The 19032-nt window shown below is 58.6% G+C and carries 19 protein-coding genes and 1 pseudogene; 11 read left to right on the top strand and 9 right to left on the bottom strand.

The window, feature by feature from the left end; translation table 11 throughout:
* Positions 1 to 69: 69 nt before the first annotated feature.
* A complete protein-coding gene (locus tag ACVWYU_RS27315; protein ID WP_457374167.1) occupies positions 70 to 486 on the bottom strand; it encodes a DUF2177 family protein in 417 nt (138 codons plus the stop codon).
* Positions 487 to 548: 62 nt separating this feature from the next.
* A complete protein-coding gene (locus ACVWYU_RS27320) occupies positions 549 to 1385 on the bottom strand; it encodes a CvfB family protein (RefSeq protein WP_090324417.1) in 837 nt (278 codons plus the stop codon).
* A gap of 350 nt (positions 1386 to 1735) precedes the next feature.
* Here ACVWYU_RS27320 and ACVWYU_RS27325 point away from each other — a divergent pair, with 350 nt between their 5' ends.
* The 3 genes from ACVWYU_RS27325 (at position 1736) to ACVWYU_RS27335 (ending at position 3799) form a co-directional block, all read left to right on the top strand.
* Entirely contained in the window at positions 1736 to 1924 is a 189-nt protein-coding gene (locus ACVWYU_RS27325; RefSeq protein ID WP_017337097.1) for a hypothetical protein, read from the top strand.
* A 205-nt stretch (positions 1925 to 2129) separates the two neighbouring features.
* Positions 2130 to 2852, top strand: coding sequence for a TorF family putative porin (locus ACVWYU_RS27330; protein WP_457374168.1), 723 nt, complete (start codon positions 2130 to 2132; stop codon positions 2850 to 2852).
* A gap of 77 nt (positions 2853 to 2929) precedes the next feature.
* Complete coding sequence (locus tag ACVWYU_RS27335; protein ID WP_457374169.1) at positions 2930 to 3799, top strand: DUF6279 family lipoprotein; 870 nt, start codon at positions 2930 to 2932, stop codon at positions 3797 to 3799.
* 58 nt (positions 3800 to 3857) lie between these two features.
* Here ACVWYU_RS27335 and ACVWYU_RS27340 read toward each other — a convergent pair whose 3' ends face one another.
* The gene (locus ACVWYU_RS27340; protein WP_457374170.1) at positions 3858 to 4247 is read right to left on the bottom strand and encodes a transcriptional regulator; all 390 of its coding nucleotides are present in this window, start codon (positions 4245 to 4247) and stop codon (positions 3858 to 3860) included.
* Positions 4248 to 4425: 178 nt separating this feature from the next.
* Here ACVWYU_RS27340 and ACVWYU_RS27345 point away from each other — a divergent pair, with 178 nt between their 5' ends.
* Both ACVWYU_RS27345 and ACVWYU_RS27350 read left to right on the top strand, forming a co-directional pair.
* On the top strand, positions 4426 to 5160 hold the full coding sequence (locus ACVWYU_RS27345) for a DUF899 domain-containing protein (protein WP_090324423.1): 735 nt from the start codon (positions 4426 to 4428) through the stop codon (positions 5158 to 5160).
* 102 nt (positions 5161 to 5262) lie between these two features.
* Positions 5263 to 5538: a hypothetical protein gene (locus ACVWYU_RS27350; RefSeq protein WP_090324425.1), complete on the top strand. Its 276-nt coding sequence runs from the start codon at positions 5263 to 5265 to the stop codon at positions 5536 to 5538.
* A 162-nt stretch (positions 5539 to 5700) separates the two neighbouring features.
* Here ACVWYU_RS27350 and ACVWYU_RS27355 read toward each other — a convergent pair whose 3' ends face one another.
* Positions 5701 to 7041 (bottom strand): DEAD/DEAH box helicase, encoded by a 1341-nt coding sequence (locus ACVWYU_RS27355; protein ID WP_103404941.1) that lies wholly within the window; start codon positions 7039 to 7041, stop codon positions 5701 to 5703.
* 192 nt (positions 7042 to 7233) lie between these two features.
* Between ACVWYU_RS27355 and ACVWYU_RS27360 the strand changes: the two genes are divergently transcribed.
* Complete coding sequence (locus ACVWYU_RS27360) at positions 7234 to 8532, top strand: mechanosensitive ion channel family protein (protein WP_457374171.1); 1299 nt, start codon at positions 7234 to 7236, stop codon at positions 8530 to 8532.
* A 41-nt stretch (positions 8533 to 8573) separates the two neighbouring features.
* Here ACVWYU_RS27360 and ACVWYU_RS27365 read toward each other — a convergent pair whose 3' ends face one another.
* From ACVWYU_RS27365 to ACVWYU_RS27375, 3 genes are all read right to left on the bottom strand, one after another.
* A complete protein-coding gene (locus ACVWYU_RS27365; protein WP_457374172.1) occupies positions 8574 to 9440 on the bottom strand; it encodes a carboxylate/amino acid/amine transporter in 867 nt (288 codons plus the stop codon).
* 227 nt (positions 9441 to 9667) lie between these two features.
* Complete coding sequence (locus ACVWYU_RS27370; protein WP_457374173.1) at positions 9668 to 10267, bottom strand: FMN-dependent NADH-azoreductase; 600 nt, start codon at positions 10265 to 10267, stop codon at positions 9668 to 9670.
* A 217-nt stretch (positions 10268 to 10484) separates the two neighbouring features.
* The gene (locus tag ACVWYU_RS27375) at positions 10485 to 10799 is read right to left on the bottom strand and encodes a 3-phosphoglycerate kinase (protein WP_090324461.1); all 315 of its coding nucleotides are present in this window, start codon (positions 10797 to 10799) and stop codon (positions 10485 to 10487) included.
* A 49-nt stretch (positions 10800 to 10848) separates the two neighbouring features.
* Between ACVWYU_RS27375 and ACVWYU_RS27380 the strand changes: the two genes are divergently transcribed.
* The 4 genes and pseudogenes from ACVWYU_RS27380 (at position 10849) to ACVWYU_RS27395 (ending at position 15079) form a co-directional block, all read left to right on the top strand.
* Entirely contained in the window at positions 10849 to 11772 is a 924-nt protein-coding gene (locus ACVWYU_RS27380; protein ID WP_090324462.1) for a LysR family transcriptional regulator, read from the top strand.
* Between the two features lie 14 nt (positions 11773 to 11786).
* Positions 11787 to 12592: pseudogene (locus tag ACVWYU_RS27385) on the top strand (alpha/beta fold hydrolase).
* A 3-nt stretch (positions 12593 to 12595) separates the two neighbouring features.
* On the top strand, positions 12596 to 13153 hold the full coding sequence (locus tag ACVWYU_RS27390; RefSeq protein ID WP_090324466.1) for a peptidylprolyl isomerase: 558 nt from the start codon (positions 12596 to 12598) through the stop codon (positions 13151 to 13153).
* 93 nt (positions 13154 to 13246) lie between these two features.
* Complete coding sequence (locus ACVWYU_RS27395) at positions 13247 to 15079, top strand: ABC transporter ATP-binding protein (protein WP_247257911.1); 1833 nt, start codon at positions 13247 to 13249, stop codon at positions 15077 to 15079.
* Positions 15080 to 15088: 9 nt separating this feature from the next.
* Here the strand turns inward: ACVWYU_RS27395 and ACVWYU_RS27400 are convergent, their stop codons facing one another.
* Complete coding sequence (locus ACVWYU_RS27400) at positions 15089 to 16213, bottom strand: GNAT family N-acetyltransferase (protein ID WP_457374174.1); 1125 nt, start codon at positions 16211 to 16213, stop codon at positions 15089 to 15091.
* A 283-nt stretch (positions 16214 to 16496) separates the two neighbouring features.
* Between ACVWYU_RS27400 and ACVWYU_RS27405 the strand changes: the two genes are divergently transcribed.
* Positions 16497 to 17828, top strand: coding sequence for a putative porin (locus tag ACVWYU_RS27405; RefSeq protein WP_457374175.1), 1332 nt, complete (start codon positions 16497 to 16499; stop codon positions 17826 to 17828).
* Between the two features lie 132 nt (positions 17829 to 17960).
* Here the strand turns inward: ACVWYU_RS27405 and ACVWYU_RS27410 are convergent, their stop codons facing one another.
* Entirely contained in the window at positions 17961 to 19013 is a 1053-nt protein-coding gene (locus ACVWYU_RS27410) for an AI-2E family transporter (protein ID WP_090324472.1), read from the bottom strand.
* Between the last annotated feature and the right edge of the window lie 19 nt (positions 19014 to 19032).

The following is a 19032-nucleotide window of genomic DNA, read 5'->3' on the forward strand; positions in this document are numbered from 1 at the left end:
ATTATTAACCAGATGGCCAGAAATTGCCGCCTGACAGAGACCTTGAAATTGCCCTTTGCGTCATCGCGCCTACACCGGTCTGTCGCGAATGGCCCCGGATAATCTGCTCGCCACCAGGAAACCGGTGGCGCAGGCGATACAGGTCGCCGCCGCCCCCCACGCCATGTCAATCAACGCCAACCGCGCCGACCACCCTTGCAGGGTCGCCCAGTTAGACAAGTCATAGGTGCCGTAGGCCACCGCGCCCAATAATGCCCCCAGACGCGCGGCGTGTGTCCAGCTCCGCGCCGGCATCACCACTAACACCACACAACCGGCGACATAAAGCAGATAAAACAGCGCTGCCGGGGCCCACAGTGGTTGTTCGAGCATTAACGAACCAAGCAGCTCCCGGTAAGTCGAGGCCATGAGGACGCCGAGCCAGAGGCCATCGAGTACGAGAAACGCCGCCAGGGTGGCGACATAGGCTATGAGTGTTTTTTTCATCATCCTGCCCTTACAGGAGCCGCCGCCGGTTCGAGCTGCTCCTGCATGGGGCTGGCAAGCGCTTAGCTTAGTTCAATGCGATCGGCGTGAATGACAATCTGGCCATTCTTGTACAAGGCACCAATGGCTTTCTTGAAGTTGCCTTTGCTGACACCGAACATGCTGCTGATCAGCGTTGGATCGCTCTTGTCGCTGACCGCCAGGGTGCCATTGTTCTCGCGCAACTTGGCGAGGATCTTCGAGTTCAGACTGGTGGCCGCTTCCTGGCCGACCGGTTGCAGGCTCAGGCTGATCTTGCCGTCGGCGCGGACTTCCTTGATAAAGCCCTTCTCCTCTTTACCGGCGCGCATGAACTTGAAGATTTCGTTCTTGTGGATCAGGCCCCAGTGCTTGTTGTTGATGATCGCCTTGAACCCCATGTCGGTGGCTTCGGCAACCAGCAAGTCCACTTCCTGGCCTGCGGTGTAGTTGGCCGGCGTTTTGTCCAGGTAACGGTCCAGACGCGCGGTCGCGGTGATGCGGCGGGTGTGCTTGTCGAGGTAGACATGCACCACGACGTATTCGCCCGCGGTCATCTGCCGCTTCTCTTCGGAATATGGCAGCAACAGATCCTTCGGCAGTCCCCAATCCAGGAACACGCCAATACTGTTGACTTCAACAACTTTCAAACTTGCAAATTCACCGACCTGAACTTTCGGCTTTTCTGTAGTTGCGATGAGTTTGTCATCGCTGTCCAGATATACAAAAACATTGAGCCAGTCTTCATCTTCGCTGGGAATATCTTTTGGAATATAACGATTAGGCAGAAGGATTTCGCCATCCGCACCACCGTCCAGATATAAACCGAAGTTAGTGTGTTTAACCACTTGCAAACTGTTGTAACGCCCGACTAAAGCCATGTTCAATACCCTCATTGCGTGGGCGCATTCTACCCGGTTTTCCCAGGCGCGTTCGGTGCCCGGCCCGATGGCGCAGGAAAATCTCGCTCAAAGCCTTAAAAACCATGGGTTCTGGCGGGTGGCGTGGCCGCTCGTCAGTCCATTCCCGGGATTCGAGCGTCAGTCACTCACCGGCGCAACACCCATTTTTTCGCCCTTGTCTTTAGTTAAAACAGTAGCTTAGGGGATTAATCAAGATAATAACTTGCGCTTGACCTCGCTCTTGCCCGCGGTCCTTCAAGGGATATTTACCAAGCAATTAGCCGGCATTTCCTGTACGATGCCTGGCCAAGTTAATTTTCTACAGGTTAATGGCCGCCATGCGCGTAAAAGCATCCAACAGCAAAGCAAAGCCAGCTCCAGCCGTCGAAACCAGCGAATCAATCAACAACCAGATTGCTGCGTTCCTCAAGTCCGGTGGTGAAATCCAGCAAATTGCCAAAGGCGTCAGCGGCCAGACGTTCGGCCCGTCCAAGCAGATCACCTTGGGCAAAAAGTAAAACCCTCTGCGTCACCTGGTCCACAAGCGCTTTGAGCTTCGAAGCGCTTGGACTGGAACCCTGAAACACCCTCCTTGCTACCACTGATCTCGTATAAATCGACGAACGGCCATCGACGCCAATCATTCGCCGGTATCCTTGCACGCGTCTGGATCAAGCGTTTCAGCAGGCCATCAGCCTGTGCTCGCTGCTCATGGAGTGACGCATGCTCAAAACCTCCCGTCCTTTGTTACTGCTCGGCAGCCTCCTGGTCTGCTCGCTGGCACACGCGCAAATCTTTCAGCGCGAGCTGGGTGATTTCGACCTCGAGCTGGGCACCAACCCGACTCGCAGCATGGCTCAGGGTCTGGTGAAACCATCGGCCGTCGGCTCGTTCCACGGCGGCCTGGACCTGACTCACGACAGCGGCTTCTATGTGGGGCAGTGGTCGCCAAGCATGGGAATAAGCCCCGGGAAAAATCTCGAAGTCGATTCCTACGCAGGGTTTAAACACCCCTTTGACCAAACCCTCGGCTATGAAGTGGGTCTCATTCATTACAGTTACCCCGAAGTGGACACACTCGACAGCCACGAACTGTTCGGTGGCCTGACCCTGCTCGGCAGCCGTTTCGGTGCAGCATTCAGCAACGACCCGGACAAACAGAACGGCACCCTGTTCGCCGACCTGGGCGGCAATCAACCCTTCGGCATCGGGGTCAGCCTCAAATACACCACCCATCAGTTGAATACTCCGGTCGCGGTGGACGGTGGCTATGTGGGCAGTTTCACCGATTGGTCGCTGAAACTGTCCCGTCCGTTCATGGGCATCGACCTTGATCTGATCTATAGCGACTCCAGCCTCAGCGGCAGCAATTGCTCAGCCTACTCCGGGCACAACAGCCAGTGCGACGGCCTGGTCACGCTGAAGGCAGAGCGCAGCTTCTATTGATCGGCTGAACTGCCGGGCTCAACCTGCGTTCACATGAGTATCAGCCCGGTAAGCCGGGTTTTCGCAAGGAAGGGTCCATGTCGCGCTGGTTAATACGCATCGCGGTTGTGCTGACCGTCACCCTCGCGCTTGGCGGGTGCAGTCGCATGGGCCTTGCTTACCGAAATCTCGACATCATCATTCCATGGTCGCTCAGCGACTATCTGGACATGAACATTGAGCAAAAAAGCTGGCTTAACGAACGCCTCAGGGAACACCTCAGTTGGCATTGCTCCACGCAGATACCCGGTTACCTCGATTGGCTGGATCGCTTGCAGGCAATGGTCGAAACCAATCAAGTCACGGATGCGGCGCTGCAGGCCCGCACGGAGGAGGCCAAACAGGCAATCGCCGAGACCGCACGGGAGATCACCCCCTCGGCCATCGAGTTGCTGCAAGGCCTGAATGACAAACAGGTCGCGGAAATGAACGAAGCTTTCGCCAAGGACCTGCGCAAACACCAGGAGCAATATTTGAAACCGTCCCTCGATCAGCAGATCAAGGAGCGCGGCGAGCGCATGGAAAAACGCTTGCGAGACTGGCTTGGCCCCCTCAATCCATCCCAGCAACAGCGCGTCGTTGCCTGGTCCACCAGCCTGGGTGACCAGAACACGCAATGGATCGCCAACCGTGCCCATTGGCAGAAACAGTTCAGTGAGGCCGTGGCGCAACGTCAGAGCCCACAATTCCCACAACAAATCGAGACACTTCTGGTCAATCGCGAGAGTTTGTGGACACCACAATACCGCCAGGCCTTCGCCAACACCGAAGCCCAGGCGCGTTCGCTATTTGTGGATTTGATGGCAGAGAGCACGCCGGAACAACGTCAACGCTTGCTGAAGAAAATGGAGGGCGTGCGCAAGGATTTCAGCGATTTGAAATGCCTGAAGGCGTTAAAACAGGGGTAACAGCGGTAAATGAATCGCAGCCTCGGGCAACGCCTGCAAAAGGCTGCGATCGTGGTTTTCAGGCAATCTGCGCCTTCGCCGCCACTGCATCAAACGTCTCGACAACCAGCGCATCTTCCTGTTCATCCAGCACCTGGCGTGGATGGTCATTGCCCGGAATGCTGCTGTCGATCAGGCTCAACAGGCTTGAGCCACGGGGCGTCAAAATGTAATTGGAACCGCTGCCGCCCTGATCCTCGGGCCGAGGCTCAATGTAGCCACGCTCCAGCAGCAACTTTTCGTACTCGCCAGCCACCGCTTTCAGGTGATCCAGGTTTTCAGTCTGCTCGCCTTCCGCTGCCTTCTGCGCCGCGTACTGCTCGGCATAGGGTCGCGGGGTGAAACTGCTTGCACCGTTTTGCACCTCGTGCAGCAAACGCTCAATCAAATCCCAGTTATAAGTCGTCATCCTGATTCAACCTCCGGTGCCCGTGAGTGAGAGGGCCTTCATAGGTTGTGACCGGCCTGAACGGCAGCCGTTCAGCCGGGATTTCGAACAGCACCGACCGGCGGTATGTCGAATTGGGCAGGGATCAAGCGACTAAGCTGTGTCAGTCAACTCCAAGCATCGCGCAGGAGAAAAACCCATGAACATTCAGAATCATCCCGTCGTGTCCCGGGAAGAATGGCTGGTCGCCCGCAAACAACATCTGGCCCACGAAAAAGCCTTCACCAGGGAGCGGGACAAACTCAGCGCCGAACGCCGCGCCCTGCCTTGGGTGAAAGTCGACAAGGACTATCGCTTCCAGGGACCAGGCGGCGAATTGAAACTGGCTGATTTGTTCGGCGGGCGCAGTCAGTTGGTCATTTACCACTTCATGTTCGCCGAAGGCTGGGACGAAGGTTGCCCCGGTTGTTCGTTTCTCTCCGATCACATCGACGGCGCCAACCAGCACCTGGCCCACCACGACATCGCGCTGGTGGCGGTCTCCCATGCGCCCTTCGCCGAGTTCCAGGCATTCAAGCGCCGCATGGGCTGGAAATTCGACTGGGTATCCTCGGCCGGCAGCGATTTTAATTATGACTTTGGCGTCAGTGCCCGAGCCGAAGAGGTCGCCGCCGGAACGGCTACGTACAACTACGAAAAAACCGACGGTTCCGAGGAAGAACTCCCGGGACTCAGTGTTTTTTATCGCAATGAGGCCGGAGAAATTTTCCACACCTATTCCACCTACGCCCGAGGCCTGGACATGCTGGTCGGCGCCTACAACTACCTCGATCTGACACCCAAGGGCAGGAATGAAGAGGAAATCATGGAATGGGTGCGGCATCACGACCGGTACGCGGAAGGGGCGAAGTCGAGCTGCTGCCACGCAGACTAACCTCCAGCGACAGAGGCGCGGCCATCGCCTGTCACTGAACTTTTGCCATGGGGCAGCGCTCAACCGGGTAACCCGCCTTAACCGGAACCGAGGCCTGCCACCATGAAAACACTGCTCAAGCTCACCCTCGCCGGCGCTTTGACCTGTGCCCTGCCCGCTTGGGCCTGCACGCCCGAAGAGGCCACCGCCAAACGCGAACAACTGGCACAGGAAGTGGCCAGGCTCACAGAGCAGAACCCGACCAAGGCCAAGGAGATCAATGCCGAGTTGCAGAAGATGGACCTTGGGACTGCGTCCAAGGATTTGCCGGACAAGTGCCAGTTGATCGACCAGCGCTTGAAGGAACTGGGATCGGCGGAGAAAAAGACTGAGGGTTGAAACGGCAGGCGGCTTGCTGGCGATCTCCCACCCGGCGTGACGGGTCAAGGGGTCGACTTCGCCTGCAAGCCAGTGATCAAAAGGTCCGTATAGCAGCAACTATTGGCAGGCATAAAAAAACCGGACCTGAGTCCGGTTTTTTTATGGGATCGCTACGGCGTTTTATTCAGCAGCCGGCGCTTCCGGTTTGCGACGCTTGAGCGGGGCCATGCCATCTTTGCTGACCAGGGAGTCGCTCTTCGGCCGGTTGGCGCTCTTGCGCTTGGTCGGGGTCTTGGCCGCGGCTTTTTTCTTGTCGCCCTTGGCGTCGGTCTTTTTCTTTTTCACGCCAACGGCTTTGCCCGAAGCCTTGACCTTTTTCGGTCCGCCGTAGGTGCCTTTGACTTCCTTGATGGTGCGACGCTCGAAGCTCTGCTTGAGGTAGCGCTCGATGCTCGACATCAGGTTCCAGTCGCCGTGGCAGATCAGCGAGATGGCCAGGCCATCGTTGCCGGCGCGACCGGTGCGACCGATGCGGTGCACGTACTCATCGCCGCTGCGTGGCATGTCGAAGTTGATCACCAGGTCCAGGCCGTCCACGTCCAGGCCGCGAGCGGCGACGTCGGTCGCCACGAGGATTTTCACCCCGCCCTGCTTCAGGCGGTCGATCGCCAGTTTGCGATCCTTCTGGTCTTTCTCGCCGTGCAACACGAACGCCTTGTACTCCTGAGCCACCAGGCGACCGTAGATGCGGTCGGCCATGGCCCGGGTGTTGGTGAACACGATGGCCTTCTGGTAGGTCTCGTTGGCCAGCAGCCAATTGACGATCTGTTCTTTGTGCTGGTTGTGGTCGGCAGTGATGATTTGCTGACGAGTGGTCTCGTTCAGCTGGCTGACCGCATTGAGCTGCAAGTGCTCAGGGTTGTTCAGCACCTTGGCGACCATCTCGCGCAGGCCCGAACCACCGGTAGTGGCGGAGAACAGCATGGTCTGCTGACGGTTGGTGCACTCGTCCACCAGGCGCTGAACGTCGTCGGCAAAGCCCATGTCGAGCATGCGGTCGGCTTCGTCCAGCACCAGCACTTCGACTTCTTTCAGGTCGAGGTTGCCCGCGTTCAGTTGCTCGATCATCCGGCCCGGCGTACCGATCAGGATGTCCGGCACCTTGCGCAGCATGGCGGCCTGGACCTTGAAGTCCTCACCGCCGGTGATCAGGCCGGACTTGATGAAGGTGAACTGCGAGAAGCGTTCGACTTCTTTCAAGGTCTGCTGAGCCAGCTCACGGGTCGGCAGCAGGATCAGGGTCTTGATGCTGACGCGGATCTTGGCCGGACCGATCAGGCGGTTGAGGATCGGCAAGACGAATGCAGCGGTCTTGCCGCTACCGGTTTGCGCTGTCACCCGCAGGTCACGCCCCTGGAGCGCCAGCGGAATGGCCGCTGCTTGCACAGGCGTTGGCTCGACAAATTTCAGCTCGGCCACGGCTTTGAGCAGGCGTTCGTGCAGGGCGAATTGGGAAAACACGGGTGCTACCTCGAAGATATGCAAAAAAACAGCTGCATAGGGTACCGGTTTCGAGCGCTCAGGCCGAGTTTCTTTATGCAAACGACAGCAAACAGTGGCTTTTTTGTTGCCTGATTTGTCCCTGAGCGTAATACAAAGCGTCTTAAATGCTTTAATCGCCCCGTCGCGTCCTACAGAAGAATCGTTTCACCCATGGATATCAAACAGCTCTGGCTCAACGCCCAAGACCTTTGGGGCACTCTCGATCAGCATCCGCTCCTGCATTCCAGTCTGGCGCTGGCAGTGCTGTTGGTGATCGCCCTGATACTCGGACGAGTGGCACGCTATCTGATACTGCATGCCAGCCGCATGCTCGGTCGCCAGCCGGCCTTGCACTGGATCAACGACTTTCGCCACAACAAAGTGTTTCAACGCCTGGCGCAAATCACCCCGTCGCTGGTGATCCAGTTCGGCCTGCACCTGGTGCCGGATCTGAGCAAAACGGCGATGGTTTTCCTCGGCAACGTCGCACTGGCCTTCACCATCCTGTTCCTGCTGCTGGCCATCGCAGCGTTACTCAATGCCCTGCTGGACATCTATGCCCGCACCGAGCACGCCCGCACCCGCTCGATCAAAGGTTATGTGCAACTGACGAAAATGGTCTTGTACGTGTTTGGCGCAATCATCATCGTCGCCACGCTGATCGATCGTTCGCCGCTGTTGCTGCTGTCGGGTCTGGGTGCAATGTCGGCGGTGATCCTGTTGGTCTACAAGGACACCCTGCTGTCATTCGTCGCCAGTGTGCAGCTGACCAGCAACGACATGCTGCGCGTCGGCGACTGGATCGAGATGCCGCAGGTCGGCGCCGATGGCGATGTGGTGGACATCACGCTGCATACGGTCAAGGTGCAGAGATTTGATAAAACCATCGTGTCGATCCCGACCTGGCGCCTGATGTCCGAGTCGTTCAAGAACTGGCGCGGTATGCAGCAGTCGGGGGGCCGGCGGATCAAGCGCAGCCTGTTTATCGATGCCAGTGGCGTGCGCTTCATCCGCGATGACGAAGAACTGAAACTGTCCCAGGTGCATCTGCTGACCGACTACATGGGTCGCAAGAAGGCCGAGCTCAAGGCCTGGAACGAAGCCCAGGGCAATGTCGCGGCGATGTCGGCCAACCGTCGCCGGATGACCAACATCGGGACCTTTCGGGCCTATGCCCTGGCGTACCTGAAGAGCCACCCGGAGATCCAGCCGAACATGACCTGCATGGTGCGCCAGATGCAGACCACCGCTCAGGGGATTCCACTGGAAATCTATTGCTTCACCCGCACCACGGCCTGGGCCGATTACGAGCGGATTCAGGGGGATATTTTCGACTACCTGCTGGCGGTGTTGCCGGAGTTCGGACTGAATCTGTATCAACAACCGAGCGGGACGGATTTACGCGCCGGGTTGCTGCCGGCCGTGTTGGGCACTAGCCACATTCCCGAGGCGGAAAAACACGTGATGTGACACCACAAAAAACGGTGGGAGCGAACTCGCTCCCACAAGGTTTAGTGGACGGTCAAAGGTTTGCGCATGCCCAGCCGACTGATCCACACCGCCATCAGAATCACCGACCCACCCAGCAACAACCGCCCCAGGTCCTCATGCTGATTCCAGATCAGCAGATTGAGCATCAGCCCCACGGGCACATGCAGGTTGTTCATCACCGCCAGCGTCCCGCCGTTCACCAGGCAGGCGCCCTTGTTCCACCAGTACAGGCCCAGTGCGGTGGAAACCAGTCCGAGGAATAGCAGCACGCCCCATTGCAGCGGCGCTTGCGGCCAGAAGTTCTGTTTGCCGAACAGCAGAAACGCCGGCAACACCACCGCCAGTGCACCCAGGTAGAAGTAACCGAAGCGCCGGTAGTGCGGCAGATCGCTGGGGTGGCGTGCCACCAGGTGCCTGTAAAGCACCTGCCCGGCGGCAAAGGTGAAGTTGGCCAGTTGCAGCAGCAGGAACCCCATGAAGAAGTCCGGGCTGATCCGGTCGTAGCGAATCACCGCGGCTCCGGCCACCGCCACCAGTGCAGCCACCAACGCCCATGGGTTGAATCGGCGGTTCAGCGCATCTTCGATCAGGGTCACATGCAGCGGCGTAAGGACCGTGAACAGCAGCACTTCAGGCACTGTCAGCACACGGAAGCTCAGATACAGGCAAACGTAGGTCACGCCAAACTGCAGCGCACCAATCAGCAACATGCCGCGCATGAACGCCGGCTCTACTGAGCGCCAGCGCGTCAGCGGAATAAACACCAGTCCCGCCAGGAGCACGCGCACCAGTACCGCGAAGTAACTGTCGACATGACCGGCCAGGTACTCGCCGATCAAACTGAAGGAAAACGCCTGGATCAGCGTGACAAAAAGTAGATAGCCCATGCTCGCCTCGTTTCGAATGGCGGCGAAGATAGCGGGTTTTGCCGGTGATCGCGAACACTCAAACGATACAAAATTCCAGGCAAAAAAAAGCCCGATCTCGCTAAAGCGTTCAATCGGGCTACAGCACTCAGGAGCAACAAGTGCAAAGGGAGGTTCGATGCGCGTACAGGCTTGAAGGGTTGCGCCAGGTCACTAGACCATCCAGTGATTATCTGGCGATTAACGGGTCAGGCCACTTGAGCAAGCCTGGCGTTCGCCTGGTTGAGGCCTTTCTCCTGGAAGTCACCGCCCAGGTTCATGCCTTCAGCGTGAATGAATGTGACGTCGTGGATGCCGATGAAGCCCATGACCTGACGCAGGTAGGGTTCCTGGTGATCCGCGGTGCTGCCGGCGTAGATCCCGCCACGAGCGGTCAACACGTAAGCGCGCTTGCCGTTGAGCAAACCTTGAGGACCGGTTTCGGTGTACTTGAACGTCACGCCGGCACGCAGCACGTGGTCAAGCCAGGCCTTGAGGGTGCTCGGGATGGCGAAGTTGTACATCGGCGCGGCCATCACCAGGACATCGGCGGCCAGCAGTTCGTCGGTCAACTGGTTGGAGCGCTCCAGGGAAACCTGTTCGATGTCGCTGCGCTGTTCGGCGGGTTTCATCCAGCCGCCCAGCAGGTTGATGTCCAGATGCGGCACCGGGTTGACAGCCAGGTCACGAACGGTGATTTCGTCCTTCGGGTGAGCGGCTTTCCACTGGTTGATGAAGGTTTGGGTCAGTTGACGGGAAACCGAGTCTTGCTGACGTGCGCTGCTTTCGATGATCAGAACGCGGGACATGGGATGTAGCCTCCATCTGAGAATGCTGTAAGTCGATGGAGTGAAGGTTAAACAGTGTCATATCGATGAAAAAGCGCAAATAATTGCTATAAGCTATCGATAAATTCGTTTATAAGCGGATCATGCGTTGTAGAGGCAGGCTTGCTCGCGATAGCGACGAGTAAAAAAGGGCTGTCGACTGCCCCCAACGCTGTCGTGAGCAAGCTTGCTCGTGCAGTCATTTCGGGGTGCAGGTGAGTTTGATACGCATCTTGATGATGGAACGGCTGAACTTGGCCGTCGCGGTTTTGTGTTTGCCAGCGGCCACTTCGATATTACGGGTGCGCGGCGCTTCCGGGCCGTTGTAGAAAACCACCTTACAGGTCGCATCGGTGCTGCCGTAGTTGTTCACCTGAATGGTGGCGATATCGCTATCGGTGTCATAGGTGTTGTAGTCGATGCTCAAGCCATTGAGCTGCTTTTCGACATCGATCTGATAGGCAAACGCAGTCAGCGGCAGCATCGCCAACACCACACAACAGAATTTTTTCATTCAGCAGTCTCCAATAAGGGCTGCCAGCTTAGGACAAGAGGAGCTCATCATGAAAGCGCCCCGCGTGACCCTTGATCAATGGCGAACGCTGCAAGCCGTCGTCGATCACGGTGGCTTCGCCCAGGCCGCCGAGGCGCTGCATCGCTCGCAGTCGTCGGTCAGCTATACCGTGGCGCGCATGCAGGACCAGCTCGGCGTGCCACTGCTGCGCATCGACGGCCGCAAGGCGGTGTTGACCGAGGCCGGTGGCGTGCTGCTGCGCCGCTCCCGGCAATTGGTGAAACAAGCCAGTCAACTGGAAGACCTGGCCCATCACATGGAGCAAGGCTGGGAAGCCGAGGTGCGGCTGGTGGTCGACGCAGCGTATCCGAGCGCCCGCCTGGTCCGCGCCTTGACCGCGTTCATGCCGCAAAGCCGCGGGTGCCGTGTGCGCTTGCGCGAGGAAGTGCTGTCGGGGGTGGAGGAGGTCCTGCTGGAAGGCGTGGCCGACCTGGCCATTACCGGGTTCAGCATTCCCGGTTATTTGGGAACGGAATTGAGCGACGTCGAATTCGTCGCGGTGGCCCACCCCGAACACCCGCTGCATCGCCTCAATCGCGAGCTGAATTTCCAGGATCTGGAAAGCCATATGCAAGTGGTGATCCGCGACTCCGGTCGGCAACAGCCCCGGGACGTCGGCTGGCTCGGTGCCGAACAGCGCTGGACCGTCGGCAGCCTGGCCACCGCCGCCACGTTTGTCAGCAGTGGCCTGGGCTTCGCCTGGCTGCCCAGACATACGATCGAACGTGAACTCAGGGAAGGTACGCTCAAGCTGCTACCTTTGGATCAGGGCGGCAGCCGAAGCCCTAGCTTCTTCCTGTATTCGAACAAGGACAAACCCCTGGGCCCGGCGACGCAGATTCTCATCGAACTGTTGCGCACCTTCGATACCGCACCACTGGACGCCCCCTTCGCCGCGCCTGAACAAGCCTGACACGGAGTGTATGCATGGCCTATTTCGAACACGATGGTTGCAACTTGCACTATGAGGAATATGGCCACGGTACGCCGTTGCTGCTGGTCCACGGCCTGGGTTCGAGTACCCTGGACTGGGAAAAACAGATCCCCGCGCTGGCTGCCCGTTACCGGGTCATCGTCCCGGACGTTCGCGGCCACGGTCGCTCGGATAAACCCCGCGAGCGCTACAGCATCGCCGGGTTCAGCGCCGACCTGATCGCGTTGATCGAGCACCTGAATCTCGGCCCGACTCACTATGTGGGGCTTTCGATGGGGGGCATGATCGGCTTTCAATTGGCTGTGGATCAGCCGCAATTGCTCAAAAGCCTGTGCATCGTCAACAGCGCGCCCGAGGTCAAACTGCGCAGCCGCGACGATTATTGGCAGTGGTTTAAACGCTGGAGCCTGATGCACATCCTCAGTCTCGGGACAATCGGCAAGGCCTTGGGCAGCAAACTGTTCCCCAAGCCCGGACAGGTGGATCTGCGAGAAAAAATGGCCGAACGCTGGGCAAGAAACGACAAACATGCTTATCTCGCCAGCTTCAATGCCATCGTGGGATGGGGCGTTCAGGAACGACTGTCGAAGGTATCCTGTCCAACCCTCATCGTCAGCGCCGACCATGACTACACACCGGTCTCGCTGAAGGAAAACTACGTAAAACTGCTGCCCGATGCGCGGCTGGTGGTGATCGCCGATTCGCGTCACGCCACCCCGCTGGACCAACCCGAACTTTTCAACCAGACGCTGCTCGAGTTTCTTGCCGCCGTCGATACCACCACCCTCAGGATCACTGACCCATGCTGAAAAAAATCGCCCTCGTCGCTGGCTCCGTTCTGTTTGCCGCCAACCTGATGGCCGCAACGCCCGCCAAGGCGCCCCATGTTCTGCTGGAAACCACCAACGGCCAGATCGAGATCGAACTGGACCCGGTCAAGGCCCCGATCAGTACCAAGAACTTCCTGGACTACGTCGACAGCGGTTTCTACAACAACACGATTTTCCACCGTGTGATTCCGGGTTTCATGGTCCAGGGCGGCGGTTTCACTCAACAAATGCAGCAAAAAGACACCAAGGCACCGATCAAGAACGAATCGAAAAACGGCTTGCATAACGTGCGTGGCACCCTGTCCATGGCCCGCACCTCGGTGCCGGATTCGGCCACCAGCCAGTTCTTCATCAACGTCAAGGACAACGACTTCCTCGACCAGGGCGATGGTTATGCGGTGTTCGGCAAAGTGGTCAAAGGCATGGACGTGGTGGACATCATCGTCAACTCGCCAACCACCGTCCGTAGCGGCATGAAGGATGTACCGGCCGATCCGGTGTTCATCAAGTCGGCCAAGCGCATCGACTGAGACTAAGCTGGACAAGGATGTCCGAGCCGTTGCCGGCGATGCCGGCAACGCTCATACCGTTTAAAGGAGACCCCGTTAGCGGGTGAAGAACCGATGCTTTATCGCCGTTTTGAAAAACTGATCGATGTGTTCCGCGACGCCCCGACGCCCGCTCCGCCGGATCGGGTTCTGCCGTTCTATACCTATTACCTCAAGCAGGTCTGGCCGAGCTTCGCCGCCCTGCTGATCGTCGGCCTGGTTGGCGCGCTGATCGAAGTCGCGCTGTTCAGCTACCTGAGCCGCATCATCGACCTGGCCCAAGGCACCCCGAACGTCAATTTTTTCAAGGAACACGGCCTCGAACTGACCTGGATGGTCGTGGTGGCGCTGGTCCTGCGCCCGGTGTTCGTCGGCTTGCATGACCTGCTGGTGCACCAGACCCTGAGCCCCAGCATGACCAGCCTGATCCGCTGGCAGAACCACAGTTACGTGCTCAAACAGAGCCTGAATTTCTTCCAGAACGACTTCGCCGGGCGTATCGCCCAACGCATCATGCAGACCGGCAACTCCCTGCGCGATTCGGCCGTGCAGGCGGTGGATGCGTTGTGGCACGTGTTGATCTACGCCATCAGTTCCCTGGTGCTGTTCGCCGAAGCCGACTGGCGCCTGATGATCCCGCTGCTGAGCTGGATCGTCGCCTTCATCAGCGCCCTCTACTACTTTGTGCCACGGGTCAAGGAGCGTTCGGTCGTGTCCTCCGATGCGCGCTCCAAACTCATGGGGCGCATCGTCGACGGCTACACCAACATCACCACCCTGAAGCTGTTCGCCCACACCCATTTCGAGCAGCAATACGCCCGCGAGGCGATCAAGGAACAGACTGAAAAAGCCCAGCTGGCGGGACGCGTCGTGACCAGCATGGACGTGGTCATCACCAGCATGAATGGCTTGCTGATCGTCAGCACCACCGGCCTGGCGCTGTGGCTGTGGACGCAATCGCTGATCACCGTGGGCGCCATCGCCCTGGCCACGGGACTGGTGATCCGCATCGTCAACATGTCCGGCTGGATCATGTGGGTGGTCACCGGCATCTTCGAAAACATCGGCATGGTTCAGGACGGCTTGCAGAGTATTTCGCAACCCGTCTCGGTGACCGACCGCGATCAGGCCAAACCCTTGACCGTTGCCCGTGGCGAAGTGCGGTTCGAGAACGTCGACTTCCACTACGGCAAGCAGAGCGGAATCATCGGCGGCCTTAACCTGAGCATCAAACCCGGCGAAAAAATCGGCCTCATAGGCCCGTCCGGTGCCGGTAAATCGACCTTGGTCAACCTGCTGTTGCGCCTCTACGATGTCGAAGGCGGTAGGATTCTGATCGACGGTCAGAACATCGCCGACGTCAGCCAGGAAAGCCTGCGCGAGCGCATCGGCATGATCACCCAGGACACATCCCTACTGCATCGCTCGATCCGCGAGAACCTGCTTTACGGCAAGCCCGACGCGACCGACGCCGAGCTTTGGGAGGCTGTGCACAAGGCGCGAGCCGATGGCTTCATTCCGACCCTGTCGGACGCCGAGGGTCGCACCGGTTTCGATGCCCATGTCGGCGAGCGCGGGGTGAAACTCTCCGGCGGTCAGCGTCAGCGGATCGCCATCGCCCGCGTGCTGCTCAAGGACGCGCCAATCCTGATCATGGACGAGGCCACTTCAGCCCTGGACTCGGAAGTCGAAGCCGCGATCCAGGAAAGCCTGGAAACCCTGATGCAGGGCAAAACCGTGATCGCCATCGCCCACCGGCTCTCGACCATCGCGCGCATGGACCGGTTGGTGGTGCTGGAGAATGGCAAGATTGCCGAAACCGGCAGCCATGCTGAACTGTTGGCGCTGGGCGGTTTGTATGCGCGGCTGTGGCAGCATCAGACGGGTGGGTTTGTCGGAATCGATTGAATCTTCAAATCACTCCTGCCGATAGGGCAAGGCCGTCCGCGCCTCTTCGGCATACGCCAGCACACCCAGCCGCTCCTGGTGCAGAAAGTCTTTGACCGCGGCTTTCAACCCGGGATGGCGCAAGTAATGCCAGGAATGGGTAATCACCGGTTCAAACCCGCGAATCAACTTGTGCTCGCCCTGAGCGCCGGCATCGAAGCGTTGAAAACCGTTGGCAATCGCATAGTCCATGCCCTGGTAGAAACAGGTCTCGAAATGCAGCCGATCGAACTCCGCCAGACAGCCCCAATAACGCCCGTAGAAACTGTCGCCCCCCACCAGACTGAACGCCATGGCGACTGGTCGTGAGGCCTGCCTGGCCAGCACCACGCGGATCGATTGCGGCATCCGCTCGGCCAGCAGGCTGAAAAATTCCCGGGTCAGATAGGGTCTTTGCCGGCGTACCGCGTACGTATTGGCGTAGCAGGCATAGACAAAATCCCACTGTGCTTCGCTCAGTTGCCGACCTTCGAGCCATTCGAACTCAAAGCCCTGCCCCGCCACTTGTTCACGCTCCTTGCGCATTTGCTTGCGCTTGCGTGAACTCAGGGCATCGAGAAAGTCCTGGAAATCCCGATAACCACGGTTCTGCCAGTGGTACTGACAGCCGATGCGTTGCAACCAGCCGGGCTGTTCGGCCAGTGCCGCGTCAGTGAACGGATCGGTGAAGTTGATGTGAGCGCTGGAGAGCCCTTCGATCTCCAGATAACCCGGCAGGCTCTTCAGCAGTTCGAACCCGTCCTCGACGCTGGACGCCAGCATGCGTGGCCCGCTGACCGGGCTGAACGGTACGGCGCTCAAGAGTTTGGGGTAGTAATCGATGCCGGCACGCTCACAGGCATCGGCCCAGGCATGATCGAACACGTACTCGCCGTAGGAATGCCATTTGCGGTAACCGGGTAATGCGGCGATCAGTCGATCGCCTTCGACATGCAGCAAATGTTCGGGTTGCCAGCCGGTATGCGGGCCGACACTGCCACTGTCTTCCAGCGCGCTCAGGAATGCGTGACTCAGAAACGGCTGAGTCTCGGGCACCAGGGCGTCCCACGTTTGCGGGACGATTTCGGACAGACTTTGCAGGCGTTGCAACGGCATCACCATCCTCACTCGTTCATGGCGTGAAAGCCTCGCGAGTATCGCTTATCGCCATCTTTTGCACACGATCAAATCGACGACAGCGCTCTAACTCAATAGTTCGCGACGACTCTGCATCGTCATCGACACGCCATCACATTGCCACCGCCCTGTAATAAACCGTCGCGATACTGGCGCCTGTTTTTAGAGCGCCGGGTTATAGCCCGGCCACTGTTTTCCGTCCATCAATGGTCGGTTGTGCCCTGGATGGCTATGTCATCCACTCTCATCTTCGGAGATTGATATGCGTCTTGCTTCCACGAAAACTGCGGCAGCCCTGTGCGGTGGCTTGCTGCTGGCCATGAGTGTTCCTGCCAGCGCCGCAGTTGACGCCAAACTGCTCGACATGCTCAAGGCCAACGGTTCGATTACCAACGCGCAATACAGCGAACTGCAAGCCGAGCTGGCCAAGGATCAGAAGGATCAGCAGATCGCCCGCCAGGCCCAACAGGAAACCAACGAACAAATCGCGGCGACTGCCAAGAAAACCAACGAGCTGAGTACCTTCGACCAGAAACTGGCGTGGGCTGCCAAGACCCAGTTCAAGGGTGACGTTCGCTTCCGTCAGGAAACCGTTCAAAACGACGGCGTACCCAACAGCAAGGACCAGAACCGTCAGCGCATTCGTGCCCGCCTGGGTGCCTACAGCGAAATCAACCCGCAAGTCGATACCGGCATTCGTATTGCCACCGGCAGCAACGATGACGCGCGTTCCACCAACCAGGACCTGAACAACTACTTCGACAAGAAGGCGATCTGGCTGGATCAGGGTTACGTCGACTACCACCCGGATGCGATCAAGAACCTGCACCTGATCGGCGGCAAGATGTCTCAGCCATGGGTGAGCATGGGCGACATCATCTGGGATAGCGATATCAACCCGGAAGGTCTGGCAGTCACTTACAAATACCCGCTGAGCGGCAGCACCGAATTGTTCGGCAGCGCCGGTCACTACACCCTAAAGGACAACGTCGACGGCGAGGGCGTGCAGTTCAAGCATGACCTGCGTCTGTACGCTGGCCAGTTGGGTGGTCGCTTCGCACTGACCGATAATCTGAAAATAACCCTGGGCGGCAGTATCTACGCCTACGACAACGCTGACAGCAGTGCCTGCCCTGGCAGTGGCACAGTCACCGCACCGTGCGCACTGGCCGTCAACGGCAACACCCCGGGCGAAGAATTCAAACTGTACGAAGGCTTTGGTCAGCTGGACGTGAGCGGTCTGCCGCTGCCGCTGTCGATTTACGGCCAATACGTGAACAACAGCGAAGCCAGCAACAACCAGGACACTGGCTGGCTGGCCGGCGTCAAGACCAAGGTCTACGGCTTCGCTATCGACTACAACTACCGCGATGTACAGCAAAACGCTGTGGTCGGCGCCTTCACCGACTCCGACTTCGCCAACGGTTACACCGGCTCGCGCGGCAGCAAGTTGAAAGTAAGCTACGAGCTGGACAAGAACTTCACCCTCGGTGCTACTTACTTCATGGCGAACTCGGACTACACCAACGCCAACATCAACAAGAAAGATTCGGACATCAACACCCTGCAACTGGATGCCGAAGCCAAGTTCTGATTCCCCGCCTTACGACTCGGGCAAGGAAGCCCGAGCCGCTTTTACAGCCTGGCGTTGGTTTGTCGGTCCCCATCATCCGTCCGATGGACCAACGCGAGTCTGTGTTCTCTATCCCCGCGATCTCTCTCGTATTCAGCGACGATCATCGACCCGTGAATGGCTTTTGCTCCAGTCGGTCAGCAAGCTGTACGCCACCGCGAGCAACGTCGGACCAATGAACAGGCCGATGAAGCCGAAGGCAATCAACCCGCCGAACACGCCCAGCAACACGATCACCAACGGCAGATTACCGCCTCGGCTGATCAGATACGGCTTGAGCACGTTGTCCACGCCGCTGATGATGAATGTGCCCCAGATCCCGAGGAACACCGCCATCCCGTACTCACCTTTCCAGGCCAGCCAGGCAGTGGCCGGAATCCACACCAGCGGCGGTCCCATGGGAATCAGGCTGAGCAGGAAAGTGACGATCCCGAGCACCAGGGCCCCCGGTATGCCGGCAATCAGGAACCCGATCAGCGCCAGAACCGCCTGGGCAGCCGCGGTGCCGATCACCCCGTTCACCACCCGCTGCACCGTGCCCGCCACCAGTTCGATGTAGTACCCGGCCCGTTTGCCGATCAGGCGTTCGAGCAAGCCATGGACAAACGCCGCCAATCGCGGCCCGTCCCGATAGAAAAAGAATACGAAGACAATGCTCAGGGTCAGTTCGAGAATGCCGCTGCCGATCTGTGCGCTACGTGCCAACAACCAGTTGCCGACCTGACCGAAGTAGGGTTTGAGCGACACCATCATCGCCGCCCCCTGCTGATCGACACTGTTCCAGATTCCGACCAGTCGCATGCCCACCAAGGGAACACTGCCGAGCCAGACGGGGGCTTCAGGCAAGCCATCGACCTGCACGTCCTTGATGAATGCCACGGCATCACGCACGTGGTCCGCCAGGTTGAACCCCAGCCACACCAACGGCACCGCCACCAGCAACATCCAGCCGACAGTCAATATGGCTGCCGCCAGGGACTCGCGGCCATTGAGCCAGCGCGTCAGCAAACGCATCAGTGGCCAACTGGCAAATGCCAGCACCGCGCCCCAGAACAACGCCGACCAAAACGGCGCCATCACCCAGAAACTTGCGCCAAACAGCACCAGGAGCAGGATCTGCACCAACAGCCGGTCGTTATTGATCATCGAAATCTCAAGAAAAGTC

It is taken from the genome of Pseudomonas sp. TE12234 (genome assembly GCF_054061835.1).